We start from the raw sequence: 24,984 nt of genomic DNA, 5'->3' as shown, positions 1-24,984 counted from the left end.
ATGGAACAGTTAACATTAGAACCTATTAGCAAAGTATCGGGGATAGTAAACGTTCCTGGGTCTAAAAGCCTGTCGAACCGAGCATTACTGCTTGCTGCATTAGCTGAAGGCGAAACCGAACTAACAAACTTGCTTGATAGTGAAGATATTGAGCACATGCTAAATGCGTTAACCAAGCTTGGCGTAACGTATTCACTAAGCGAAGATAAAACCCGCTGTAAAGTAGTAGGTAACGGCGGCGCGTTTTCAGTCGCTGAGCCACTAGAGCTTTTCTTAGGTAACGCGGGCACGGCAATGCGCCCACTATGTGCGGCATTAGCAGCCAGTAATGTACAAGTAGTCCTTACCGGTGAGCCGCGTATGGAAGAGCGCCCTATAGGCGATTTGGTTGATGCTTTGCGGGAAGGCAATGCAGAAATTGAATACCTTAAAAACGACGGTTTTCCACCCCTACAAATTAAGGGTAAGACGTTAACTGGCGGTCAAATGGAAGTAGATGGTAGTGTATCTAGTCAGTTTTTGACTGCACTATTAATGTCTGCTCCTTTGTTTACCGGTGACGTGACCATTCGCATTAAAGGCGAATTAGTGTCAAAACCCTACATTGATATTACCTTAGATACCATGGCGAAGTTTGGCGTTGAAGTGAACAACGATAACTATCAAACTTTTACCATAAGTGCGGGGCAATCGTATCGTTCACCAGGTAAATTCATGGTGGAAGGTGATGCTTCATCGGCTTCTTACTTCCTTGCAGCCGGCGCGATTAAAGGCGGCACGGTACGCGTAACCGGAATTGGTCAAAATAGCATACAAGGTGACATTCGTTTTGCCGATGTGCTTGAAGCGATGGGCGCTAAAATCACTTGGCATGATGAATATGTGGAAGTGACAGGTGCTCCGCTTAAAGGTGTAGACATGGATATGAACCATATTCCTGATGCAGCCATGACCATTGCGACAACCGCACTGTTCGCTGAAGGCCCAACCAGTATTACTAACATCTACAACTGGCGAGTAAAGGAAACTGACCGTTTAAACGCCATGGCCACTGAGCTTAGAAAGTTGGGTGCAGAAGTTGAAGAAGGTCACGACTATATAAAGGTATGGCCAACGGATACGTTGAAGCATGCCGATATAGATACCTATAATGATCATCGCATTGCAATGTGCTTTTCGTTAGTGGCGCTCAGTGATACGCCGGTAACCATTAACGACCCAGGTTGTACCCGCAAAACCTTCCCTGACTACTTCACGCGGTTTGCTACGTTATATTCTTAGTTGGTTAAAAGACGCTATTTAGTTTGAAGTGTACTCTTTTTAAAACGAAAGCTAGCCTTATGTACAATGCCATCAACGTTTGATGGCATTGCTTATCTCTGCTTAACGCGTATAATTGCGCGCGATTTTTACGTATTTTATAAATTCTGGAGCAGGTATGCATTCTACACCCGTAGTCACGGTTGACGGTCCTAGCGGTGCAGGTAAGGGAACGTTAAGTAGCTTACTCGCAAAGAAGCTTGGGTGGCACTTTTTAGATAGCGGCGCGATTTATCGTGTTTTAGCTGTCGCTGCACTGCACCACGACTTACCGTGCGACGATGAAGAATGTGTTGTTCCGTTGGCAACCGGTCTTGATGTTAGTTTTGAAACTGACAAAGACACCACACGCGTTATTTTGGAAGGCGAAGACGTTACTGACGACATTCGTACAGAAGATGTAGGCAGTGTAGCGTCAAAGGTTGCTGCGTTACCTCGCGTTCGTGAAGCATTGCTTCGACGCCAGCGCGCTTTTCAACAAGAACCCGGCCTTGTTGCCGACGGTCGTGACATGGGTACGGTGGTTTTCCCAGACGCGCAAGTGAAGTTATTTCTTACTGCTAGCGCTGAAGCCCGTGCCGAACGTCGCTATAGCCAGTTGAAAGCTAAAGGTATGGATGTTAATATTGCGCGCCTTTTAACCGATATCAAGGCGAGAGACGAGCGAGATACACAACGTTCAGTGGCTCCATTGGTACCGGCTCAAGATGCGGTAATTATAGACTCAACTGATTTGGATATTGACCAAGTCTTTGAAAAAGCGATGGATATCATCAATTCGCGCCTTTAAGTAAGGTGAGTTTTTAAGGTATTCAAAGCAGTGCTACCACAGGGAGTGGCGGCTTTTACTAATAACCCCACGTTATCCGGATTTGAAGCGTGGATATCAACTTAAAGTTAATTTAAACCTTATGACTGAAAATTTTGCACAACTTTTTGAAGAAAGCTTACAAGAACTAGAAACACGTCCAGGTTCAATTGTAAAAGGTACTGTAGTTTCTATCGATAAAGACATCGTTCTTGTTGATGCAGGCTTGAAATCAGAAAGTGCTATCCCAGTTGACCAATTTAAAAACGCTGAAGGCGAGCTTGAAATCGCTATTGGTGATGAAGTCGATGTAGCACTTGATGCGGTAGAAGATGGTTTCGGTGAAACTATTCTTTCTCGCGAAAAAGCTAAGCGTCACGAAGCGTGGGTTGAGCTGGAAAAAGCTTACGATGATAAAGTTACCATTAAAGGTGTTATCAACGGTAAAGTTAAAGGCGGTTTCACTGTTGAAGTTAACACAGTGCGCGCTTTCCTTCCTGGTTCACTAGTTGATGTACGTCCAGTACGTGACACAACTCACCTTGAAGGCAAAGAGTTAGAATTTAAAGTTATCAAACTTGATGCTAAGCGTAACAACGTTGTTGTTTCTCGTCGCGCAGTTATTGAAGCAGAAAGTAGCGCTGAGCGTGAATCGCTTCTTGCTAACCTTGAAGAAGGCCACGAAATCAAAGGTATCGTTAAGAACCTTACTGATTACGGAGCATTCGTTGACCTTGGTGGCGTAGACGGTCTACTACATATTACCGATATGGCTTGGAAGCGCGTTAAGCACCCAAGTGAAATCGTAAATGTTGGTGACGAAATCAACGTTAAAGTACTTAAGTTCGATAAAGAGAAGCAACGTGTTTCTCTTGGCATGAAGCAAATGGGCAACGATCCATGGCAAGAAATTGCTTCACGCTACCCAGAAGGTACTAAGATCTCTGGTCAGGTTACGAATCTTACCGATTATGGCTGCTTCGTTGAAATCGAAGACGGCGTTGAAGGTCTTGTACACGTTTCTGAAATGGATTGGACTAACAAGAACATCCACCCATCTAAGGTTGTTAACCTAGGTGACACAGTTGACGTTATGGTTCTTGAAATCGACGAAGAACGTCGTCGTATTTCTCTAGGCCTTAAACAGTGCATCGACAACCCTTGGGAAACTTTCGCTAAGTCACACGAAAAAGGTGACAAAGTGTCTGGTAAGATCAAGTCAATCACTGACTTCGGTATCTTCATCGGCCTTGACGGCGGCATCGACGGTCTAGTTCACCTTTCTGACATTAGCTGGAACAAGTCTGGTGAAGACGCTGTTCGTGACTATAAGAAAGGCGACGAAATCTCAGCTGTTGTTCTTCAAGTTGACCCTGAGCGTGAGCGTATCTCTCTTGGCGTTAAGCAAATCGAAGAAGACCCTTTCAACAAGTATCTGACAGATAACAAGAAAGGTGCTATCGTTGTAGGTACGGTTACTGAAGTTGACGCTAAAGGCGTTACAGTTAACCTTTCTGAAGAAGTTGATGGCTACATTCGTGTTGCAGATTTATCTGTTGACCGTATTGAAGACGCAACTGAAGCTGCTAACGTTGGCGACAGCATCGAAGCGAAATTTATGGGCGTAGACCGTAAAAACCGCACCGTTAACCTATCTGTGAAAGCAAAAGATCAGGCTGACGAGAAAGATGCAATCGACAAGGTTAATCAGCAAGAAGATGCTGGTTTTGCTAGCGCAATGGCAGAAGCATTTAAAGCTGCTAAAGGCGAATAATAAGCTATATGTGGGAGTGTTTAATGCTCCCTTGTTCGCTGTAGCTGTTTAACGATAATATTGAAACGAGGTTTGTATGACCAAGTCTGAATTAATTGAACGGCTCGCGGATCAAGCGCGTCAAATTCCTGCGAAAGATCTAGAATTAGCGATTAAAGAACTCCTCGAACAGATGGCCCAGACCCTTCAAAAAGGCGATAGGATTGAAATTCGAGGCTTCGGCAGCTTTTCATTACATTACCGCGCACCTCGCGTTGGTCGTAATCCGAAAACTGGCGAAACAGTAGAGTTAGATGGCAAATATGTCCCTCACTTTAAGCCTGGCAAAGAGCTTCGAGAAAGGGTAGACGCCTCCATAGCTTAATTTCAAAAAAACCGCACCTGTTGCGGTTTTTTTATATCTATTGAAAAAAAATTTGGTATATTTAATCCTTAAGTTTAATTTCTTCTTATGTGGCGATGTATTTTCATTGGCATAGGGAGATGTGGTAGTTAACCCTATACGGTGCGTGGTGTACCAATGTCGGCCGGCGAAGAACAACAAATAATAAAACAATATCAGCCGCTTATTCGTGCCTTAATTCCATACGAGCAACAAAACCGCTTGTTGGAAGGTATTAATAAATTTTCAAAACGGCTCCCAAGCAATGTCCGAAAGATCATTAAAGAGGAAGTAGGTCGACTTACTTCTTTGACTGATGCATCTGCGGATAATTCTGCTTTCGCGCAATTCCCTGTCATGAAGTTTAAGCACTTTGGTATTCCAATGCGCTTAGACAGAGTGGGCGCTAAAATTCTTCAAAGTGAAACGGCGTTGTATCAAGAGCGCTATACGGTAGGTGTGTTTGAATCGGTAATGAACACCGATTTTTATAAAACCCAGATTAAGCGTGATCAGTTCAAGAAAATTGTTGAAGCCTTCAATGTTGAAAGTCAGTCGTTTACCGATATCGATTTTGGTGATGATATTGCGGTAAGACCAAACTTCACTGTGTCGTCTGTGGATTTTGAAAAGGGTAGGCATTGTACGGTGAGTTCGCTTTCCTTTACAGGTATTGCAGTAGAAACTAAACGGCCGCCAAATGTGTCTACGGGTGACATAGTCACCTTCGTTATTCCAGAGGTAATGGGGCTCACTACAGAACAAACCGAAGTGACCTACGAGTTAGATTCCATTAAGTACAACAAGCACCTAGGTAAGTATGAGTCGTTTTTTACGATTTCCTCAGACACTGACCTTACGCTGCTGAACAACTTAAAGCGTTATATTAAAGCTATTTCTTACAAACAGCCCCTGCAACGAGATTTAGAAATTGAAAGGGCCATGCAAGATCTTGAGCGAGACCGCATTCTAGAAAATAGCCCATGGCTACCTGTTTTTCTTTCACCTCATCAAAAGTCGCTTAAGCCTGTTATTGCATTATTTACTAAAGCTAACGTTGAGAATAATGATTCTGAGAGGCTACTTGCGAGCCTGCAAGATAAAACCCATTTTGAAAGCCTTACGCAAGAATTAAAAAAGTACAATGAAGCGTTTATATTCCACGGCATCATTAAAACTAAAAGCGGTGAGATAACCATTACCGCCACTCATCGCCAGTTAGTCAAGTTAGGTCAACTGAACGCCATTGTATATTTGTTGGTAAAAAGCGGTAATTTCACATGTACACAGTGTCGTTTAGAAGAAGTAAGCCGTGATGATAAAGTTAAGGCTTTTGCTATTCACGACATTCCAAGCAAAGATTTTGAGCATCTTGCAGCGATAAATCATGTGCTGTATTGCCGCGACATCTCAATGTATCTGACTAATCTAACTCTTAGTGAAAAGTGTGATTTCAAGCCGTTATCGAAAACACTTCGTTCATCAGCTGAAAATTGGTCAATAGATTTTGTGATGGAAGATGATCTTGATAGGCGCTCTGAAACTCGTTACATCATAGATAAACCCGCCATGATCAAAGTCGGTTTGCTGTCTTCAATTGACGTACGTGTTGCCGACTTATCTGCAAGTGGCATGAAGTTAATGGTGGCCCCAGGCACTGAACTGCAAAGTGAGGTGAGGGTATCTGTCCCAGACCTTAAAATTAAAAACGAAAAATATAAAGTCGTTCACTATGATGCTAAATCTGGCGTGGTGCGCCTGTGTTTAGATGATGTGAAAAAATCTAAAGCAGGAAGCAGCGTTGATGCCATGGTTGAAGAGAATACCGCGTATTTCAAAATTAGAGACATAGCTCGCATACAACGTTCTACCCATCGATTTATTTGGGAATTGGCAGTAAGACATATGCCATCACTCGCCGTACTGTGTGTGATGAATAGGCATATCCTCGATAGACTCAAAACCGTTTATCAGAGCGATTCATCTGACGATTTATATCCCTTTTCTCGCACTGCGAACATTATTCCCTTACACGGATTTTTTGCCGATAAAGCTGTGGCTAAACCAAAATCAGATATGCTTGAAACCATGTTCAAAGGGGATGTTGAGAACAGTCTTGTGGTGCACTGTGTACGTAAAAGCGACAATCGCTTAGTGTACATAAAAGAAAAAGACTTTCTTTATTCAAAATTACGCGGCCAAATTCAAGGGCAATTAGAAGACGAAAAAGTACAAATTAGTGCCACCAATGTAACAGCAATTCGCTGCTACGGCGCGACAACCCCGCTTACTAAGAAACGTTTAGCACAGCTGTCTAAACTTGATAAGGCAATGTACGATAAGTTAGAAACTATGCAAGCTGGCTATACACACTGCATTTTTGTGACTAATATGTCTGCATTGCATCACGACTTGGTTATGGCCAAATTAATTGCAAAACAAGAGCGTCCTGTAACTGAAGGGGAAGGTGCTGCGTAACGCTAACGTAAGCTCAACTAAAACCTTGGGTTTTGGTGTTATCTCTTGTCGCATTTTGCTATTCTTAATTAATTACGTATAAGAAGGATTTGGTCTTGAAGGGGCTCCTCACAATTCTCATCATTTTGGTTTTACTGACATTCGCTTTTGTCATTGGTACCCAAAACGAAGCCTATATTACCGTTAACTATCTTATCGCTCAGGCTAACATGCGGGTTTCAACCCTAATTGCTATTGCGCTGTCATTAGGTGTTTTAGTGGGAATACTGATTATGTCAGCAAGCTGGTTGCGTTTACGTGTACAGCTTTTGTCGGCGAATTCAAAAATTAATAGCCTGAATAAAGAACACTAATATGCTCGAACTGCTGTTTTTACTTTTGCCTGTTGCAGCAGGTTACGGATGGATAATGGGCCGTAACAGTGTTCGCCAAGCACAACGTAAACAGTCTAGTATTCTTTCTAAGCATTACTATAAAGGCTTAAATTTCCTCCTTTCCGATCAACCCGATAAAGCGGTCGACACGTTAATTAAAATGATTAATGTGAACAGCGACACGGTTGAAACTCATATTGCGATGGGTAGCTTCTTTCGTCATCGCGGCGAAATAGACAGAGCCATAAAAGTTCATCAAAACTTAGTGAGCAGAGAAGAATTACAGCCCACGCAACGTGAAAGTGCATTAAAAGAGCTTGGGCACGATTATACCCATGCAGGCTTTTTAGAACGTGCCGAGAACGCATTCCTTCAGTTATTGAATAGCGATAAGCATTATTTAGTAGCGCAAACACAACTATTTAGTATTTACCAAACCACAAAAGAGTGGGACAGAGCCATTGAACTTGCCGAGCGCATGGTTGAATGCCATGGTGACAACGACGATGTGTGCGAACGTTTAGCCCATTTTTATTGTGAGCATGCGGTAGCTAAATTGAAAGATGACGATCAAGGATCTGCACTTTCGTTACTGCAAAAGGCCGTAAACGCCGATGAGCATGCGGTAAGACCTTGGTTGATGCTTGGGCAACTAGCGCTGCAACAAGAACGCTACAGCGACGCACGAGCTTATTTTGTGCAAGTGGCCGAACGAGATATCAATTGGTTTAGTGAAGCCGTACCCAGCCTAGAAAAGATTGCGGAAGAAACCGGCGATTGGGATAACTTTGCCGAAAGCCTAGAAGCCCATTGGCAAGAATGCGCAACCTCGTATTTGGCCATGGTTGATGTATTGCTTAAAAAAGGCGACACCATTCAAGCGGCAGATTACCTATTAGAACAACTACGTAAACGCCCAACCATGCGTGGCTTTAAAACCTTGATGGGGTTATATATCGACCAATTAGACGATAAAACCTCCGCAGAGAGTTTACGAATATTAAAAGAGCTAGTAGAAAAGCAAATGTTGCAACGTCCTAAATACCGCTGCCATAGCTGTGGATTTTCTGGGCGCAAACTCTACTGGCTGTGCCCTTCATGTAAAAAATGGGGCGTAGTAAAACCGATAAAAGGGCTAGACGGAGAATAACCTCACCATGCAAGAACCTCGCGTTATTGTTGCACTCGACTATGACAACCAAGAACAAGCGCTTTCGTTTGTAGACCAATTAGATCCCAGCCTGTGTAAAGTAAAAGTGGGGAAAGAAATGTTCACCCTGTTTGGCCCTGAGTTTGTAAAATCTCTAGTGGCAAAAGGCTTTGACGTTTTTCTCGATTTGAAATTTCACGATATTCCAAACACGGTAGGTAAAGCATGCAAAGCTGCTGCTGAACTAGGCGTGTGGATGGTAAACGTACATGCCAGCGGTGGACTTCCCATGATGCAGGCTGCCAAAGAAGGCATTGCACAAAGTAGCCGACCTGAAACCAAATTAATTGCGGTAACCGTACTAACCAGCATGGACCAATCGCAGCTAAGCGGCGTGATTAATAACGTGACGCCAGAGCAACAAGTATTGCGTTTAGCGTCGTTAACTGCCCAAGCGGGTTTAGATGGCGTGGTGTGTTCTGCTAAAGAAGCGGCAATGCTACGCAATGAAATTGGCGAAGACTTTTTGTTGATTACTCCGGGCATTCGCCCTAAGGGCAGTGATGCCGGCGATCAAAAGCGTGTAATGACACCGCCAGAAGCAATAGACAGTGGCGTAAGCTACTTAGTGATGGGACGACCTATCACCCAAGCTAGCGAACCTATGGAAGTGTTAAAGCAGGTAAACGCGTCTATTAGCTAACACGCTCTTCATCTTGTAGCTGATATTGCGGGTGTATCATATCTTAAGTTGATGCGTCTTTTTCACCTGCTATTAGGCGAAGCCGGTTCAAAACATTGAATTGGCCACCCCTGCCATACAGCGTTATATACCAGATACCAGACATAAAAAAACGCCCAGTAAGTGAATAGCATAAAATATGCATTCACGACTGGGCGTTTTTGTTTGCTAGTGCCATTAACAGCAGCACTAGCAATATGGAAAACGACCTATGCGTTAAGCGCTTCTTCAGCAGGGGTGTAAGTTAAACCTAACTTTTCACCTAGTGCGTCAACTACAGCTTTGTACGTTACTTTACCTTCATGAACATTAAGACCGTTCAATAAGTGCTTATCTTCAAGCATGGCTTTAGCCGGGCCTTTATTCGCCAACGCTAAACCAAATGGTAGAGTTGCATTGTTAAGGGCCATTGTTGAAGTACGTGCAACACCACCTGGCATATTAGCAACACAGTAATGTACTACGTCGTCGATGATGTATACAGGGTCTTGGTGAGTAGTGGCTTTAGAGGTTTCAAAACAACCACCTTGGTCGATAGCAACATCAACCAATACAGAGCCTGGCTTCATAGCCGCAATCTGTTCGCGGTTTAAAAGCTTAGGTGCTGCTGCGCCAGGAATAAGTACAGCGCCAACAACAAGATCAGCTTTCGACGAATAATGTTCAATCGCATCAACGGTAGAATAAACGGTTTTAACTTGGCCGTTGAAAATATCATCTAACTGACGAAGGCGAGGAAGTGAACGGTCTAAAATAGTCACGTCTGCACCTAGGCCTAATGCCATCTTAGCGGCTTGGGTACCCACAACGCCGCCGCCAATAATAAGCACTTTACCCGGCGCTACGCCAGGCACGCCACCCAATAGGGTACCGCTGCCGCCATGGGCTTTTTCAAGATAATGTGCACCGGCTTGTACTGACATACGCCCAGCAACTTCACTCATAGGCGCTAGTAAAGGCAATCCACCACGGTCGTCAGTTACTGTTTCATAAGCAATACAGGTTGCACCAGAGGCAATGAGCAATTCTGTTTGTGTAGGATCAGGGGCCAAATGAAGGTAAGTGTAAAGGGTTTGACCTTTACGAAGCATTTTACATTCATTGGTTTGTGGCTCTTTTACCTTGATAATCATTTCTGCTTCTGCAAAAACTTGCTCAGCCGTAGTGGCAATTGAAGCACCAGCTTCAACGTACATTTCATCGGTAAAACCAATTGCATCTCCAGCTAGCGTCTCAACTAATACTGAATGACCATGACTGGTAAACTCTTTCACTGCCGCTGGCGTTAAGCCAACACGATATTCATGGTTCTTAATTTCTTTTGGTACACCGATTAGCATAACTTTTCCTCTATTTGATTAGCCCAGTGGCTCACTTGCCGATTATTATTTGAATTAGTATACGGTAGATAAAAGCGAACTATGTGCTGAAAAAATATCAGTTGCAGCATATAATCACGTTTATCACGTATATAGCCGAATATAATATGCTAGTAAAAACCCCAAAACACCTTGACCGAATAGACAGGAATATACTGATTTCCTTGCAAAAAAACGGCCGTATATCAAACGTGGAATTGGCTAAAGACGTGGGCTTGAGCCCAAGTCCATGTTTAGAGCGAGTTAAGCGTTTAGAGAGCCAAGGCTATATAAAAGGCTACCATGCTGTGGTTGATCCAGAAAAACTGGGCGCCGCCATGCTGGTTTTTGTTGAAATAACACTAACTAAGACATCGGTAGATATCTTTGCAGAATTTTCTGCGGCCGTTAGGCTTCATGACGATATTCAAGAGTGTCATCTTGTTTCAGGAGATTTCGACTTCTTATTAAAAGCACGGGTTGCTGATATGTCGAGTTATCGTCGTTTGTTGGGCGATACCTTACTACGATTGCCAGGGGTAAGTGAGTCTCGTACCTACGTAGTAATGGAAGAAGTGAAAAGTACAACATCACTTCGGATTAATTTGAAGTAATGAAAGCATGGCTCAATTATGGGCATTTGTGATAGGCTGTGCAAAAATACAGTGGTTATTTAAGGCGTGTATAAAACACCTTGTAATAGAAGTAACTAAGCAAAACCGAATACCATCTTTCAGTAAATGAGTTTTTCGGTACTTATTGAAAACGTTACGATAATATTGGCACTGCATTTGTATTCTTCTTTATCGATAGAATTATCACAACAACGAAACATCAATTTAGTTTAATAAGTGATTTAGGGTTATGACGCAATTAACAGGGATTCAGCGAATTTGGGAAGCCGGCATGATTATAGCCTGTGTCTTCGCCTTTTTCTTATTGCTGGCATTAGTATCTTTTCATCCGGGCGACCCTGGCTGGAGCCAAGCGGGCTTACAATTAGACGTACATAACTGGGTAGGCTCTACTGGCGCATGGAGTGCCGATTTATTACTTTTCTCCTTTGGCTTCTTAGCCTATCTACTTCCATTTGGCGCAGCATTCTTAGGTTGGTTTTTATTCCAGCACATTAAAGCATTGGAAGAGTTCGATTATCTAACTATTGGTTTACGTATTATTGGTGGGTTACTGATGGCGCTAGGTGCCACGGGAATTGCCAGTATAAATTTCGACGATATATATAACTTTTCAGCCGGCGGCTTTATAGGCGATGTTATCAGCTCCGCCCTTGTTCCTTATTTTAATACCGCAGGTACTATATTATTGCTGCTGTGTTTCTTCTGTACCGGCTTTACCTTATTAACGGGAATCAGCTGGTTAAGTATTGTGGATAGGCTTGGTGAAATGACGTTGTGGTTCGGCCGCAAGTGCGTGTCTTTACCACAACAAGCATTAGCTCTAGATATGCCAAAGCTAGCGCTGCCTTCTCGTGGTGCTAAAGCAGATAACGATGAAATAGACATTACCAGTATGCGTGCAGAGCCTGTAGAAGCATCTACACCTGTTTATTCACATCAACCAAAAGTATCTCGAAGCGAGCCGTCGTTTGGTATTCCAGATGATGTATTTGATGAAGTTGACGAGCCACCTTTCGAAACTCAAAGCCAAGCGCCTGTTAATACTGAAAGCGATAGCAAATCTAAGTCGAGCTTTTCGTTATCGGGTATGCGTGAAGCAGTGCGTAATAAGGTGAAAGAGGCGAAGCCTGAAAAAGCGGTAGACATCAAAGCACCTAATGATGCGCAAACCAGGGAAGTGGTTGACCCTACCTTTGATGTTTCGTACACAGATACATTGGATGAACCGAAAGCGGCTGAAGTTCAATCACCTGCTACGCCGGTTGAAACAGAACGCGCTCAACCAGCACCTAAGCCAGCACATCAACCATTTACGCCTGTCGCGATGGGGGCAAAAGCAATTACGCCTATTGAAGGGGAGGGGAGCGAACCTATCACCGCTATGCCTTCTTTCGACTTACTAGAGCGTGCAGATAAACACGAAAATCCACTTACTCAAGAAGAGATAGAGGGTATTTCACGTTTAGTTGAAGAGAAACTTGCTGATTTTAATATTGAAGCCACCGTAGTGGGTGTTTATCCAGGGCCTGTTATCACCCGTTTCGAGCTAGATTTAGCGCCAGGGGTAAAAGTGAGCAAAATTACGGGCTTATCTAAAGATTTAGCCCGCGCTATGTCGGCAATATCGGTACGTGTTGTAGAAGTGATACCAGGTAAATCTGTTATAGGCCTTGAGTTGCCAAACAAAAAGCGTGAAATGGTGCGCTTGAGTGAAGTGATTGGTGGTGATGCCTTTCAGCGTAATAGTTCACCCCTTACCATGGTATTAGGTGCGGATATTTCCGGTAAGCCTGTGATAGTAGATTTGGCTAAGATGCCTCACTTATTAGTGGCGGGTACTACCGGTTCAGGGAAGTCGGTTGGGGTTAACGTGATGATCTTAAGCTTGCTGTATAAGAGCACGCCAGAAGATGTACGTATGATCATGATAGACCCGAAAATGCTTGAGCTATCAGTATACGAAGGTATTCCGCATTTGCTTGCCGAAGTGGTTACCGACATGAAAGAGGCGGCTAACGCCCTTCGTTGGTGTGTGGGCGAAATGGAACGTCGTTATCGCTTAATGAGCGCGCTAGGCGTAAGAAACCTAAAAGGCTACAACGCTAAGGTGGCCGACGCGATTGCCGCAGGCACGCCTATTCAAGACCCGCTTTGGAAGAGTGAAGAAAGCATGGAGCCTCATGCGCCTGATTTAGAAAAGCTGCCTGCTATTGTGGTTGTAGTAGATGAATTCGCCGACATGATGATGATTGTGGGGAAAAAAGTGGAAGAGCTTATTGCTCGTATTGCACAAAAGGCCCGTGCGGCAGGTATTCACTTGGTACTCGCCACGCAGCGTCCTTCGGTAGATGTTATTACGGGCTTAATTAAAGCGAATATACCAACGCGTATAGCATTTCAGGTTTCTAGTAAAATTGATTCACGTACCATTTTAGACCAACAAGGTGCTGAAGCACTGCTAGGCATGGGTGACATGTTGTACTTGCCACCAGGCAGTCCAGTTCCAACTCGTGTGCACGGCGCATTTGTGGACGATCACGAAGTTCATGCTGTTGTGGCAGATTGGAAGCGTAGAGGCGCACCTAAATATATTGATGAGATATTAAATGGCGAAGCGTCTGCCGAGGTACTTTTACCAGGTGAGCAAGCCGAAGGTGAAGATCAAGAATTTGATGCATTTTACGATGAAGCCGTAGCCTTTGTTACCGAAACAAGAAGGGCAAGTGTCTCTAGTGTGCAACGCAAATTCAGAATTGGTTACAATCGCGCAGCACGATTAGTGGAACAAATGGAATCTAGTGGCGTCGTAAGTGCACAGGGTCACAACGGCAACCGCGAAGTATTAGCTCCGCCAGCGCCTAAGGATTAACAACAATGAACAATGTATTACCTATTATGATGGCAGCGTTAATAACCGCACCATTAAGCTTATCTGCAATGCAGGTAACTAATATAACTAGCGCTGCGCTAAAGACGAATAGCGAAGCCGAAGTGGTAGTGGGGTCTGTAACAAAGCCTGAATTTACCACTCAAAGCACTAAAGAAATGTCGAAAGCCGCTGATGCAGCAGATAATGCAAGTGTACTGTTAAAAAAACGCTTACACGGGTTACAACAATACCAAGCCGCATTTAATCAAACAGTAACCGATGCCCAAGGTAACATTGTGCATGAAGCGCAAGGTACATTAACCATGATGCGGCCGAACAAGCTTCGCTGGGAAACCACGTTTCCTGATGAAACTTTGCTTATTGCCGATGGTGAAGCGGTATGGAATATCGATACCTTTGTTGAGCAGGTTACTATTATTTCGCAAGACCAAGCAATTAAAGACAACCCTATTGTTTTATTAACGGCTAACGATGATGAAACGTGGGACAGCTTTGTTATCAGCAAATTAGATGATGCCAAAACGCCTTCTAGTTTAGAACAATATCAAGTAGTACCTAAATCGACGGATGGCCAAATAAAGTCACTGACATTAGGGTTCAACAACGAGGGCATTCTGTCGACGCTGGATATGCTTGATGCACAAGATCAAACCAGTGCGTTAGTGTTTAGCGAGCAAGACTTAGATTTTGCTATTGATACTGCTAAAGACAATCTTTTCTCTGTAGACGTGCCGCAAAGCTATATTATTGATGATCAGCGATAGCAAAGAATAGATGATTAACGATAACAAAGAACCGCTTGAACCTTTTGCGCCACTAGCAGCCAAAATGCGGCCGGTGACCATAGATGAGTATGCCGGCCAGTCGCACTTATTAGGCGCTAACAAACCCCTACGTAAAATGCTAGAAGCGGGCCACTGCCATTCGATGATTTTATGGGGCCCACCTGGTACGGGTAAAACAACCCTAGCAGAGCTTATTGCCACCTATACCAATGCCTCGGTTATTCGCATTTCGGCGGTAACCTCTGGGGTTAAAGATATACGTGCTGCAATGGACACCGCGAAAGAAAACTCCCGTTACAACCAACGTACTTTGTTATTTGTAGATGAGGTACACAGGTTCAACAAAAGCCAACAAGACGCTTTTTTACCTTTTGTAGAGTCGGGCACTGTTACTTTCATAGGTGCAACCACTGAAAACCCTTCTTTTGAACTGAACAATGCATTGCTTTCTCGTGTGCGGGTTTACGTACTTAAAGCACTAGAACAAGACGCACTTGCTGAATTAATGCAACGGGCGCTGACCGATGAAGAAAAAGGGTTAGGTTCACGACAGTTAAGTATCGAGGAAGATGCCAGTAACGCTTTATTGGGTCTGTGTGGCGGTGATGGCCGCAGGTTACTCACTTATTTAGAGCTGGCCGCTGACTTTACTGAGAACAGTGTTATTTCTATTGCCGATATTGAACAAGCGGTAGGCGAAAAAATTGCCAGCTACGACAATAAAGGTGATACATTTTACGACCTAATATCGGCGTTTCATAAGTCGGTACGGGGTTCCGATCCTGATGCCGCGTTATATTGGTACGCACGTATATTAGACGGTGGCGGTGACGCGCTGTATGTGGCAAGAAGATTATTGGCAATTGCATCGGAAGATATTGGTAATGCCGATCCCAGAGCCATGCAGTTATGCATAAACGCGTGGGATACTTTTCATCGCGTAGGGCCAGCTGAGGGTGAACGTGCCATTGCACAAGCGGCTGTTTATTGTGCGTTGGCGGCAAAAAGTAATGCCGTTTATATGGCATTTAACCAAGCAAAAGCATTAGCAAGACAAACATCCGATGCGCCTGTGCCCATGCATTTACGTAATGCGCCTACTGAACTAATGAAAGACTTAGGCCATGGTGATGGTTATCGGTACGCGCATAACGAACCCAATGCATTTGCAGCAGGTGAAGTGTATTTACCTGATAGCATCGCAGGTACTCGCTTATATGAGCCTAATGAACGTGGTTTAGAAAAAGCGCTTAAAGCAAAACGTGACTATTTAGACAAGCTAAATGAAAGCGCACAAAGTGCGCGGAATAATCAGAAACGGTGAATATTGTGCCTCAAGGCGTTATTTTATACTGCTATATTGCAGCGGGCGGCGCAATTGGGGCTTGCTTGCGTTATTTTTGTACCACAACCATAGATTCTTGGTTTGGAAAAAATTTGCCCTTTGGTACACTAGCGGTGAATGTTGTGGGCTCGTTTGCTTTAGCCACTTTGTATGGCATTCTTGAGCGCAACGATTTAACCGACTCTCCCTATCGCGCATTAATTGGGGTAGGGCTGTTGGGCGCGTTTACCACATTTTCAACATTCTCTGTGGAAACGCTCACATTATTAGAAAACGAGCTGTGGTTAAAAGCCATTGCTAACATATTTCTTAACGTCGGCGCTTGCTTATTAGCAGGTTGGCTGGCTATTGAACTCATGAAAGGATAAGTAGGAACACATGTTAGATCCAAAGTGTTTACGAAGCGATATAGAAGAAACTGCCAAGCGTTTGGCTGCCCGTGGTTATAACCTCGATGTAGCAACATTTAACTCGCTAGAAGAAAAAAGAAAAACACTTCAGTCCAAAACACAGGATCTGCAGAACGAACGTAATGTTCGAAGTAAGTCCATTGGTAAAGCAAAGTCACAAGGCCAAGACATTGCGCCTTTGTTGGCAGAAGTGGGCAAATTAGGCGATGACTTAGATGCGGCTAAAGCTGAACTAACTGTATTGCTTGATGAAATCACTGCGTTTACCCAAGGCATTCCTAACTTGCCACATGAGTCGGTACCTGAAGGTAAAGACGAAGACGACAACGTTGAGATTTCACGTTGGGGTGAGCCGCGTACTTTCGACTTTGAAGTGAAAGATCACGTTGATATTGGTGAAGCGCTTAATAACAGCCTAGATTTCGCGACGGCGACTAAATTAACCGGTAGCCGCTTTGTAGTGATGCGCCGAGATATGGCTCGCTTAAACCGTGCCATTGCTCAGTTTATGTTAGATGTTCATACCACTGAGCATGGTTATGATGAAATGTATGTGCCGTTTTTGGTAAACGCAGACAGCCTTTATGGCACAGGGCAATTACCTAAATTTGGTGAAGACTTATTTCATACTCAGCCAGCAACGGAAGAAGGCCAAGGGCTTTCACTTATTCCAACTGCAGAAGTGCCGTTAACGAATATCGCCCGTGATGAAATATTAGATGAGAAGTCGCTACCGGTTAAAATGACCGCTCATACTCCTTGTTTTCGTTCAGAAGCAGGCTCGTATGGCCGTGATACCCGTGGTTTGATTCGTCAGCATCAGTTCGACAAAGTTGAGCTTGTACAGCTAGTGAAGCCTGAAAACAGCTTCGACGCGTTAGAAGAACTTACTCAGCACGCTGAAACCATTTTGCAGAAGCTTGAATTGCCATACCGTAAAGTATTGCTTTGTACTGGCGACATGGGCTTTGGCGCATGTAAAACTTATGATTTAGAAGTATGGCTGCCAGCACAAAACACCTATCGTGAAATCTCATCATGTTCAAACATGTTAGATTTCCAGGCTAGACGTATGCAAGGCCGTTTCAGAAACCCAGAAACCAACAAGCCTGAGTTGCTTCATACATTAAACGGTTCTGGTTTGGCAGTTGGCCGTACATTGGTGGCTATTTTAGAAAACTACCAACAGGCTGACGGCAGCGTCATAGTACCTAAAGTGTTGGTACCATACATGGCTGGCCAAGAGTCTATTAATGCAACTTCAGCATAATAATTTACATTGACTAGTTATTATTAATTAACCACTAGTTCAATAAGTAATCAAACAAAAATCCGATACTTTAATAAGGTATCGGATTTTTTTATGCTCTCTTTAAATAAAATTTAATAACTCTTTGAAGTCTTTCTAATTCAACACGGTAGTTAAATCATAAAAATCTGAAAAATAGACATTTATTCAGAGACTTATGGTTCATGGTTTTTAAAATTAAAATCGTTACTGAATGTAAACAAAAGCCGACGAATAACAATAAAATGTTTATTTTTCAACCACTAAAATCAAAACTGACACTTTCTTTACAATCTACTACTTTTGGCTTAAATTGCGCTAGCCATATCAAAATTAAAATGCGATTTGCATTAGCTTCTAAAACAATAACGGATCGCATTTATAACTATTAGTTTGAAGTTAACAGGTTTTGGCTATTCGCTATTACCAGTAACTTCAAAAAGAAAACCAGGGAAAACGCATGTTTAAAAAAAGTCTTATTACCACCGCGGTACGAAATGCCGCGTTGGTAGGTTTAGTGAGCTCACTTGCCTATCCAGTACTGGCACAAGAGACCGCAGTAGATGAAGAATCAGTTGAAAAAATAAAGGTAACTGGTTCTCGCATCAAACGCGCTGAGCTATCAACACCCGCCCCAATTATTTCTGTAAGTGCTGAAGAAATTCAGCGTTTTGGAACACCAGATTTAGGAAGTATTCTTGCAGAGCTTCCTGCCATTGCAGCGGGCTCTACGTTGGTTGGTAACAACAACAGTAATGCTAATGCAGGTCTAAGCTCACCAGATTTACGCTCTTTAGGCGAAAATAGAACGCTAACGCTTGTAAACGGCAAACGCCATGTAGCGGGTTCACCTTTTTCAAGTGCTGTAGATACAGGCTCAATTCCAGCAGCTATGATTGACCGTATTGAAGTTATCACCGGTGGCGCTTCAGCTATCTACGGTTCTGATGCTGTTTCAGGTGTTATTAACGTTATTTTACGTGATGACTATGAAGGGCTGGAACTAAACTTCGACGGTGCTACCGACTTGGAAGGCGTTGGTAATAGAACGAACAACCTTAGTGCGCTGTATGGTTACACTACAGATGATGGTAGAGGTAATATTACCTTCTTCGCTGAAAAAAGTAATATTAATCAAGTAATGGAACCTGATCTACAACAAGCTGCAGCTTGGGGTACTATTGCTAACCCGCTAGATACAGGTGAAGACGACGGTATTGCTGACAGGCTACGTGTACCTTTCGTTGGTTCTGAAATGATTAACCAATATGGTGTTCTCAACCCATTTGGTGCCGGTCCAAGAATTACCTTCATGCCAGACGGCACGCCTATGGACCAAGTAGAGCGTATCGGCGATAATAGCTTCGCTTTTGGTAGCTTTGATCAACGCTACGACTCGGTATTTTTTGGCGAAGACTATGTTAACTATATTCCAGACCAAGAAACGGTTACTTTGGCAAGTACGTTCCGTTATGACATTACTGATAATGTACGTTTTTACGGCGATATCAAACATGTTGATAAAGAAATAGAACAGCAATTTCAGCCTTCTTTCCGGTTTGGTGGTGTGTTCGTAGACGTAGAAGATAATGCATACCTAGACAACTCTACGCGCTCACGTCTGCTTGATGGCGGCCAATCTGTGGTTCAAATGTCACGCTTCTTTACCGACATAGGCAACCGTTCTGCATCAAATGACCGTGAATTATTCCGCGTTGTTGGCGGTTTTGAGGGCTACTTTAGCTTAAGTGAAACAGACTTCGACTTTGATGTATATTACACCCGTGGTGAAGTGTCGAACGTACGCCGTACACTTAATGATCTAATACCTTCAAACTTTGAGGCCGCGCTAGACTCGGTGATTGACCCTGCAACTGGGGAAGCCGCATGTCGTAGTCAAGTGCCTGAACTTCAAGGTGAAGGTTATGAAGATCCAGCGCTGGTTAACCCAGAAAGCTGTGCGCCTTTCAATCCATTTGGTTATGGTCAGGCAAGTGCTGAGTCTATAGCATTCGTTTCTGGTGACGTTCAGCGCGAAGATGAAATTACGCAAGAAATGATTGGCGGAACCGTTGCTTTTGATACGACTGAATGGTTTGAGCTTCCAGGTGGTCCTTTAGGCATCGCTCTAGGTTATGAGTACCGAGAAGAAGATGTTACAACGACTACTGACGTATTTACTCAGCAAGGTTTCTTCACAAGCGCCGCTACACCTGATTCCTCAGGTGGTTATGATGTTAAAGAGTTCTTTGTTGAGCTACGATTACCACTGCTAACTGACGTTACTTTTGCAAAAGAGTTATCAGTTGATGCTGCTTATCGAACAGCTAGTTACTCGCACGCGGGTACTGCTGATGCATGGCAAGTAGGGTTTATGTGGGCACCAATTGAAGACTTTCGCGTTCGCGGTACAGTGGGCGAAGCGGTACGTGCACCAAACGTTGATGAAGCATTTTCACCACAGTCTCCAGGCTTTGCAAATATCAACGACCCATGTGACGCCGACAACATTAACGACGATCCAGATCGTGCTGCTAACTGTTTAGCATTGGGTATCCCTGAAGGGTTCGAAGCAAATGACAACGTAAGTATTGAAACCTTGTCTGGCGGCAACCCTGATTTATTCTCTGAAAGCAGTGAGTCTAAAACAGTCGGTGTTGTTTGGACGCCTGAATTTATTGAGAACTTCTCTGTAACCCTTGATTTTTATGATATTGAAATCTCAGACGCCATCACAGAAGTTACAGCGCAGGATATTCTAGACAACTGTGTAGACGCAACAGGCGGCCCAGATGCTGGATTCTGTTCTCAAATCGATCGTAACGGCGAAAACAATATTGAAGTAGTACGCTCTGGTTTTATTAATGCGTCAGCTATTAAAACATCGGGTGTTGAGTTCCAAATTCGCTATACCACAGAACTAAGTGATTTTAACTTACCAGGCGAATTACGTTTAAACCTTCAAGGAAACAAAGTTAACGAACTTGAAGAGTACGCGTTCCAAGACCGTCCTGATGAAATTGATGTAAGAGTGGGCGAAGTTGGCGATCCTGAGTATCAACTAAGAACAATTATTGATTACCGTATTAATGATTGGAACTACAACTATACAAGCCGATTTATTGATCGTTCTGCGCTGTTTGACGTTTCTCCTGGTGGTGATACACCTGAAGATACTTCTCCGGCATTTGTTGGTAGTATTTGGACTCATGACTTCAGCGTTGAATATTCATACAGCGAGAATGTTGACGTATATGTAGGCTTAAGGAATGCTTTCAATAAGATACCACCAGGCTACACGTTTAATTCGCTATATGACCTGTTAGGTCGTCGTTTAAATGCAGGTGTTACTGTTCGTTTTGAATAAGTATTAAATGACCAAAAGAGCTATCATGCAAAGTGATAGCTCTTTTTTTATATCAATCTTCTTCTATTTTTTATAACTTTTAGCCATATTCATCTCTTTGAAGTCTCATCTCAAGTGTAGCTTTATTCAACGTATAACTGACATCTCAGATGTCATCGCCCTGTTTGAAGAAGTCGAGCTAACCCAGACTATATCGCTTTTTACTAGCGAGCTCTCGCGAACTGGTGTTATCTAAGCTCGTAGATGTTGAATCTACGAGGCTTATTTGTAGGTGGGGGAAGGTTAAATCTTTATTGGTAAATGTCTATTGGTAAATGCCAAATGCCTAGTAGCAAAGAGCAGAGCGTGTAGTGTTTGTCGCTTATTTGTGACTTACAGTGAAAATCGTTGCCTCAGAAAGCGTGCTACACCATCTTCATTATGATGCCCAATCACTTCACTGGCTGCGCTTTTGATAACCGGCTTAGCGTTGTCGGGGGCGTAACATTCGTTCGCTAATTCGAACATGCTTAAATCGTTGTCGCTGTCGCCAAAACAAATAACATTGGTAGCGCCAAGTTTATGTTTCAAACTCATTACCGCACTACCTTTGCTGGCCGCACGGTGGTGAATATCCATCCAGCTAAAAGATTGCCCTTCAATTGCAGGCCCTGAATACGCAATAAGGTTTTCAACGTCGTTGATTGTTTTGTACATATTTCTAACCCTTGTATTGTCGCCAATCATACTGATGTTGGTTATTTTAGCTGAAAGGGAAAGCTGGCTTAACGGGCGAAGTACTGCGTTAGTTTTCTTAAAATATTTGTCTAATAAATTTTGTTCTATTGGGTGTTTCGGTGCGGGGTGATAAACAATATGAGACGTGCCATCAATCACATTCACAAAAGGCGTAATATCATTTTGATGGGCAAGATTAATGATAAATTCGAGTTCATTACCATTCACTAGATTTTCAAGGGTTAATGCATTGGCAGTGGGATCCCATATAGCCACACCGTTATTATAAATATGAGGTAGAAGAAAGTTATCTTCTGCAATAATGCTGTTAGCCGACAGCATGGTTCTGCCCGTTGCCACTGTATATGCAATGCCGTTTTGTTGGAGCAGGGCTAGCGTTTCGCGGGTGTAGTTTGATATTTGCGATTCGCTGTTTAACAGCGTTCCGTCTAAATCGAAAAAGATAAGATCCATGTACAGCTCCTCATTAGCTCTTAATTAGTGCCTAAGCGCATGCACCAACTGAAATAGGTTTTACAAGCATTTAGCTGGCTTTGGCAACCCAGCAAGTTTGGTGGCTTGCTTGGCTGGTCCTTTAGGGAACAACCGTTGTAAATAACGACTATTACCTTTCTCTGGCCCATACTTAGCTGCCATTGCTTTCACTAGCGCGCGAATAGCTGGGCTAGTTTCAAACTCTTCATAAAAGTTACGTACAAAGCGAATAACTTCCCAATGAGGCTCACTAAGCGTAATGTTTTCGTTTGCAGCTAATGTTGGCACCATATCTTCATTCCACAACGTGTGATCAAGCAGATAGCCTGCTTTGTCGGTGGGAATGGCTGTGCCGTTAAATTCAAAATGAAACTGTTCTTGGGTCATTAATAAAGCTCTGTAATTGACGCATTGTGTACTGTACGTATCAGTGTTGATTCTAGGTGTTGATGAAACGCAACTATTTAAAGGCAAACCACGGGATAAAAAGTACCTGTCAGCATTACACACTCATCCATTGATATAGGCTTGATAGATGTTTTATTGTCTTCGCTGAACCCCTGATTTGCCCCGTTACTTATTCTGGGAACAACTCCGCGTAGCGCCATATCTTCTTGTAAGGCAAACAGTTGTGTTGTTGCACTGTGCACATCTTCATTGGCGTCAGATGTGTTCGCTAAAACGCTTAACAAACCGTCATCAGTCTGTTGGGCGTAATACACGCCGTCATCTATTAACACTAGCGCTTGGTCAGAATCAGCACTTCTAAACGCCTGCTGAAGGGTTTTAATTGCTACAGCATTTAACGGGTAAGATTTTACTATAAACAGCATTAGAAGGTCACCACGTGGTCAACGCGCGCACACAGTGCTAGCTTTTCATCAATCGATAACAGTGAAGCGTCTAGTTGCGCTATTAATTCATGTTTATCGTTATTTAGTGGCGACAATTTCAAACTTTCTTCGCAAACGTAACATTCTTCAATATCAAAAAAGGGCAGGGAGCCTAACCGTTTGCTATGGTTTTTTGTTCCGCGCGCTGATTCAGTTTTAGTTAACTGCAATACACCTTGTTGCTCGAACAGCACAATAATTTCATGGCCATAATTGGTGGCAGCTAGTGCAAAGTCTAGCCCGTCTTGGCTAGTACTAAATTGATAAGGGGTTTGCGTAAATCGAATCAGTAACGTAGCCATTAAAACTGTACCACCTTATCGCAGTCGTGAAGCGCGGTAAAAAACTCACCTAAACCGGCTTGTTCAAACCCATCTGCCACGTTAGCAGCTGGTAAGCCTGCGCTAGCGGCTTCCTGCTCGCCAATAACTCCGCGTTTGACCGCGGCAGTAATACAAAGCAGTAGGGTAATGTCATGGTCGTTTTTGAGCGATTGCCAGGCTTTAATGGGATAGAACTCATCACCCACTTCTACCATGAAGCCATTAGCATGGTGCACACCTTGGCCATAAAAGAAGATGTTATTAACAGTATGCCCTTGTGCAATTGCACTTTTAACAAAGGTAACCGCACGCTGTGCATGTGTACCTTCATAAGGGGAGCTTGTGACTAAAATTGAATAGTGTGCCATGACTCTACAATATGGTTGGTGATTAATTTAGTGATAAATCTAATGCTAAATCTAGTAGAAAAAACTACGCTGTAGAAACAAAAACACCCCATTAACGGGGTGTTTTCTTAAACGCTTACGTTAAGCTTAGTCGTCGCCGCCAAATGCACCTAGAAGGTGAAGCATAGACGTGAACAAGTTGTAGATGTTCAAGTACAAAGAAACCGTTGCGCGGATGTAGTTTGTCTCGCCACCGTTGATGATACGGCTTGTATCAAACAAGATGAAACCAGACATGATAAATACGATAACTGCGCTAATTGCCAAGCTTACCGCAGGTACGGCGAAAAACATATTCGCGATAGCCGCTACAATCACTACAACTAAGCCTACTACCAAGAAGCCACCCATAAATGAGAAGTCTTTTTTGGTGGTAAGTGCATAACCAGAAAGGGCGAAGAATACTAACGCAGTAGCACCTAACGCTTCCATGATTAAGCCTGGGCCTGCTACACCTAAGTAGAAGTTAAGGGTGTAACCTAATGAGGCACCCATTAAACCGGTGAACAAGAATACCCAGTAAATACCAGAAGCTGATTCAGCTTTCTTTTGTACAACAAATAAAGTAATGAATGCACCAATGGTCATGCCTAATGACATCATAGGAGAAATACCTACAGCCATGGCAACACCAGCACAAACGGCACTGAACGCTAGTGTCATCGCAAGCAGCATATAGGTGTTGCGCAAAACCTTGTTCGTTTGCAACACTGATGGTTGAGATGCACTTGAATACATCGAACGTTGATCCATTGTTTCCTCCAAAAGGACTTTGTCTTTAACCAAAACGGTAAACTAACTATTAGTGTATGTTGTATGGGTTTTGGTTCCCATTTTCAAGTAGTTTCAAATGAAAATAGTGTTAGTAAGTATGAAATACGTGTTAACAGCGCAATTAGCGCACTAATTGTTTGAATTGCCATCACTTAACCTATTTTTTTTAATTTTTACTTTACAGTCATAAAAATATCATTAAGATACGCAGCACTTGGAGAGGTGGCAGAGCTCGGTTTAATGCACCTGACTTGAAATCAGGCGAA

General features: G+C 43.2%; 22 protein-coding genes. 15 read left to right on the top strand and 7 right to left on the bottom strand.

Features of this window, described 5'->3' with window-relative positions; genetic code table 11:
- The 8 genes from aroA to pyrF all read left to right on the top strand — a co-directional run bounded on the left by aroA (position 1) and on the right by pyrF (position 8,989).
- A complete protein-coding gene (gene aroA / locus Q4561_RS18520; protein WP_303462734.1) occupies positions 1-1,281 on the top strand; it encodes a 3-phosphoshikimate 1-carboxyvinyltransferase in 1,281 nt (426 codons plus the stop codon).
- Between the two features lie 157 nt (positions 1,282-1,438).
- Entirely contained in the window at positions 1,439-2,110 is a 672-nt protein-coding gene (cmk, locus tag Q4561_RS18515; protein ID WP_303462733.1) for a (d)CMP kinase, read from the top strand.
- A gap of 121 nt (positions 2,111-2,231) precedes the next feature.
- The gene (gene rpsA, locus Q4561_RS18510) at positions 2,232-3,902 is read left to right on the top strand and encodes a 30S ribosomal protein S1 (RefSeq protein WP_303462732.1); all 1,671 of its coding nucleotides are present in this window, start codon (positions 2,232-2,234) and stop codon (positions 3,900-3,902) included.
- A 76-nt stretch (positions 3,903-3,978) separates the two neighbouring features.
- Positions 3,979-4,266: an integration host factor subunit beta gene (gene ihfB, locus Q4561_RS18505; protein ID WP_013784167.1), complete on the top strand. Its 288-nt coding sequence runs from the start codon at positions 3,979-3,981 to the stop codon at positions 4,264-4,266.
- Positions 4,267-4,422: 156 nt separating this feature from the next.
- Positions 4,423-6,762 (top strand): PilZ domain-containing protein, encoded by a 2,340-nt coding sequence (locus tag Q4561_RS18500; RefSeq protein ID WP_303462730.1) that lies wholly within the window; start codon positions 4,423-4,425, stop codon positions 6,760-6,762.
- 95 nt (positions 6,763-6,857) lie between these two features.
- Entirely contained in the window at positions 6,858-7,115 is a 258-nt protein-coding gene (locus Q4561_RS18495) for a LapA family protein (RefSeq protein WP_303462729.1), read from the top strand.
- A gap of 1 nt (position 7,116) precedes the next feature.
- The gene (lapB, locus tag Q4561_RS18490) at positions 7,117-8,286 is read left to right on the top strand and encodes a lipopolysaccharide assembly protein LapB (protein ID WP_303462728.1); all 1,170 of its coding nucleotides are present in this window, start codon (positions 7,117-7,119) and stop codon (positions 8,284-8,286) included.
- A 7-nt stretch (positions 8,287-8,293) separates the two neighbouring features.
- On the top strand, positions 8,294-8,989 hold the full coding sequence (pyrF, locus tag Q4561_RS18485) for an orotidine-5'-phosphate decarboxylase (RefSeq protein WP_303462727.1): 696 nt from the start codon (positions 8,294-8,296) through the stop codon (positions 8,987-8,989).
- Positions 8,990-9,237: 248 nt separating this feature from the next.
- On the opposite strand, the gene ald is transcribed toward pyrF, so the two are convergent.
- Complete coding sequence (gene ald, locus Q4561_RS18480; RefSeq protein ID WP_303462725.1) at positions 9,238-10,368, bottom strand: alanine dehydrogenase; 1,131 nt, start codon at positions 10,366-10,368, stop codon at positions 9,238-9,240.
- Between the two features lie 146 nt (positions 10,369-10,514).
- Here ald and lrp point away from each other — a divergent pair, with 146 nt between their 5' ends.
- The 7 genes from lrp (at position 10,515) to Q4561_RS18440 (ending at position 21,109) form a co-directional block, all read left to right on the top strand.
- Positions 10,515-11,000, top strand: a complete 486-nt coding sequence (lrp, locus tag Q4561_RS18475) for a leucine-responsive transcriptional regulator Lrp (protein ID WP_013784161.1) — start codon at positions 10,515-10,517, stop codon at positions 10,998-11,000.
- A gap of 250 nt (positions 11,001-11,250) precedes the next feature.
- Positions 11,251-13,893, top strand: a complete 2,643-nt coding sequence (locus Q4561_RS19830) for a DNA translocase FtsK 4TM domain-containing protein (protein ID WP_368411538.1) — start codon at positions 11,251-11,253, stop codon at positions 13,891-13,893.
- 5 nt (positions 13,894-13,898) lie between these two features.
- Positions 13,899-14,678 (top strand): outer membrane lipoprotein chaperone LolA, encoded by a 780-nt coding sequence (gene lolA, locus Q4561_RS18460; RefSeq protein WP_303462724.1) that lies wholly within the window; start codon positions 13,899-13,901, stop codon positions 14,676-14,678.
- Between the two features lie 10 nt (positions 14,679-14,688).
- Positions 14,689-16,023: a replication-associated recombination protein A gene (locus Q4561_RS18455; RefSeq protein ID WP_303462723.1), complete on the top strand. Its 1,335-nt coding sequence runs from the start codon at positions 14,689-14,691 to the stop codon at positions 16,021-16,023.
- Positions 16,024-16,028: 5 nt separating this feature from the next.
- Complete coding sequence (gene crcB, locus Q4561_RS18450) at positions 16,029-16,412, top strand: fluoride efflux transporter CrcB (RefSeq protein ID WP_303462722.1); 384 nt, start codon at positions 16,029-16,031, stop codon at positions 16,410-16,412.
- Between the two features lie 10 nt (positions 16,413-16,422).
- Positions 16,423-17,724: a serine--tRNA ligase gene (gene serS, locus Q4561_RS18445; protein WP_303462721.1), complete on the top strand. Its 1,302-nt coding sequence runs from the start codon at positions 16,423-16,425 to the stop codon at positions 17,722-17,724.
- Positions 17,725-18,202: 478 nt separating this feature from the next.
- Positions 18,203-21,109 carry a TonB-dependent siderophore receptor gene (locus Q4561_RS18440; RefSeq protein ID WP_303462720.1) on the top strand — a complete coding sequence of 969 codons (2,907 nt, stop codon included), beginning with the start codon at positions 18,203-18,205 and terminating at the stop codon, positions 21,107-21,109.
- A 372-nt stretch (positions 21,110-21,481) separates the two neighbouring features.
- On the opposite strand, the gene Q4561_RS18435 is transcribed toward Q4561_RS18440, so the two are convergent.
- From Q4561_RS18435 to Q4561_RS18410, 6 genes are all read right to left on the bottom strand, one after another.
- On the bottom strand, positions 21,482-22,300 hold the full coding sequence (locus tag Q4561_RS18435) for a Cof-type HAD-IIB family hydrolase (RefSeq protein ID WP_303462719.1): 819 nt from the start codon (positions 22,298-22,300) through the stop codon (positions 21,482-21,484).
- Between the two features lie 60 nt (positions 22,301-22,360).
- Positions 22,361-22,708 (bottom strand): TusE/DsrC/DsvC family sulfur relay protein, encoded by a 348-nt coding sequence (locus Q4561_RS18430; RefSeq protein ID WP_211072141.1) that lies wholly within the window; start codon positions 22,706-22,708, stop codon positions 22,361-22,363.
- 77 nt (positions 22,709-22,785) lie between these two features.
- Positions 22,786-23,154, bottom strand: coding sequence for a DsrH/TusB family sulfur metabolism protein (locus Q4561_RS18425; protein ID WP_303462718.1), 369 nt, complete (start codon positions 23,152-23,154; stop codon positions 22,786-22,788).
- The gene (locus Q4561_RS18420) at positions 23,154-23,516 is read right to left on the bottom strand and encodes a DsrE family protein (protein ID WP_303462717.1); all 363 of its coding nucleotides are present in this window, start codon (positions 23,514-23,516) and stop codon (positions 23,154-23,156) included. The genes Q4561_RS18425 and Q4561_RS18420 overlap by 1 nt, the downstream gene beginning before the upstream one ends.
- The gene (gene tusD, locus Q4561_RS18415) at positions 23,516-23,905 is read right to left on the bottom strand and encodes a sulfurtransferase complex subunit TusD (protein WP_303462716.1); all 390 of its coding nucleotides are present in this window, start codon (positions 23,903-23,905) and stop codon (positions 23,516-23,518) included. The genes Q4561_RS18420 and tusD overlap by 1 nt, the downstream gene beginning before the upstream one ends.
- Before the next feature lie 126 nt (positions 23,906-24,031).
- Complete coding sequence (locus Q4561_RS18410) at positions 24,032-24,697, bottom strand: Bax inhibitor-1/YccA family protein (RefSeq protein WP_303462715.1); 666 nt, start codon at positions 24,695-24,697, stop codon at positions 24,032-24,034.
- Between the last annotated feature and the right edge of the window lie 287 nt (positions 24,698-24,984).

This window comes from Alteromonas sp. 1_MG-2023, assembly GCF_030547075.1.
Classification (GTDB): domain Bacteria; phylum Pseudomonadota; class Gammaproteobacteria; order Enterobacterales; family Alteromonadaceae; genus Alteromonas.
This window is presented reverse-complemented; position numbering and strand designations above follow the sequence as displayed.

What these genes read in the sequence shown, in the direction of transcription:
- aroA (WP_303462734.1), top strand. Translation starts at nt 1, where the DNA reads ATGGAACAGTTAACATTAGAACCTATTAGCAAAGTATCGGGGATAGTA.
- cmk (WP_303462733.1), top strand. Translation starts at nt 1,439, where the DNA reads ATGCATTCTACACCCGTAGTCACGGTTGACGGTCCTAGCGGTGCAGGT.
- rpsA (WP_303462732.1), top strand. Translation starts at nt 2,232, where the DNA reads ATGACTGAAAATTTTGCACAACTTTTTGAAGAAAGCTTACAAGAACTA.
- ihfB (WP_013784167.1), top strand. Translation starts at nt 3,979, where the DNA reads ATGACCAAGTCTGAATTAATTGAACGGCTCGCGGATCAAGCGCGTCAA.
- Q4561_RS18500 (WP_303462730.1), top strand. Translation starts at nt 4,423, where the DNA reads ATGTCGGCCGGCGAAGAACAACAAATAATAAAACAATATCAGCCGCTT.
- lapB (WP_303462728.1), top strand. Translation starts at nt 7,117, where the DNA reads ATGCTCGAACTGCTGTTTTTACTTTTGCCTGTTGCAGCAGGTTACGGA.
- pyrF (WP_303462727.1), top strand. Translation starts at nt 8,294, where the DNA reads ATGCAAGAACCTCGCGTTATTGTTGCACTCGACTATGACAACCAAGAA.
- ald (WP_303462725.1), bottom strand. Translation starts at nt 10,368, where the DNA reads ATGCTAATCGGTGTACCAAAAGAAATTAAGAACCATGAATATCGTGTT.
- lrp (WP_013784161.1), top strand. Translation starts at nt 10,515, where the DNA reads ATGCTAGTAAAAACCCCAAAACACCTTGACCGAATAGACAGGAATATA.
- Q4561_RS19830 (WP_368411538.1), top strand. Translation starts at nt 11,251, where the DNA reads ATGACGCAATTAACAGGGATTCAGCGAATTTGGGAAGCCGGCATGATT.
- lolA (WP_303462724.1), top strand. Translation starts at nt 13,899, where the DNA reads ATGAACAATGTATTACCTATTATGATGGCAGCGTTAATAACCGCACCA.
- Q4561_RS18455 (WP_303462723.1), top strand. Translation starts at nt 14,689, where the DNA reads ATGATTAACGATAACAAAGAACCGCTTGAACCTTTTGCGCCACTAGCA.
- serS (WP_303462721.1), top strand. Translation starts at nt 16,423, where the DNA reads ATGTTAGATCCAAAGTGTTTACGAAGCGATATAGAAGAAACTGCCAAG.
- Q4561_RS18440 (WP_303462720.1), top strand. Translation starts at nt 18,203, where the DNA reads ATGTTTAAAAAAAGTCTTATTACCACCGCGGTACGAAATGCCGCGTTG.
- Q4561_RS18435 (WP_303462719.1), bottom strand. Translation starts at nt 22,300, where the DNA reads ATGGATCTTATCTTTTTCGATTTAGACGGAACGCTGTTAAACAGCGAA.
- Q4561_RS18430 (WP_211072141.1), bottom strand. Translation starts at nt 22,708, where the DNA reads ATGACCCAAGAACAGTTTCATTTTGAATTTAACGGCACAGCCATTCCC.
- Q4561_RS18425 (WP_303462718.1), bottom strand. Translation starts at nt 23,154, where the DNA reads ATGCTGTTTATAGTAAAATCTTACCCGTTAAATGCTGTAGCAATTAAA.
- Q4561_RS18420 (WP_303462717.1), bottom strand. Translation starts at nt 23,516, where the DNA reads ATGGCTACGTTACTGATTCGATTTACGCAAACCCCTTATCAATTTAGT.
- tusD (WP_303462716.1), bottom strand. Translation starts at nt 23,905, where the DNA reads ATGGCACACTATTCAATTTTAGTCACAAGCTCCCCTTATGAAGGTACA.
- Q4561_RS18410 (WP_303462715.1), bottom strand. Translation starts at nt 24,697, where the DNA reads ATGGATCAACGTTCGATGTATTCAAGTGCATCTCAACCATCAGTGTTG.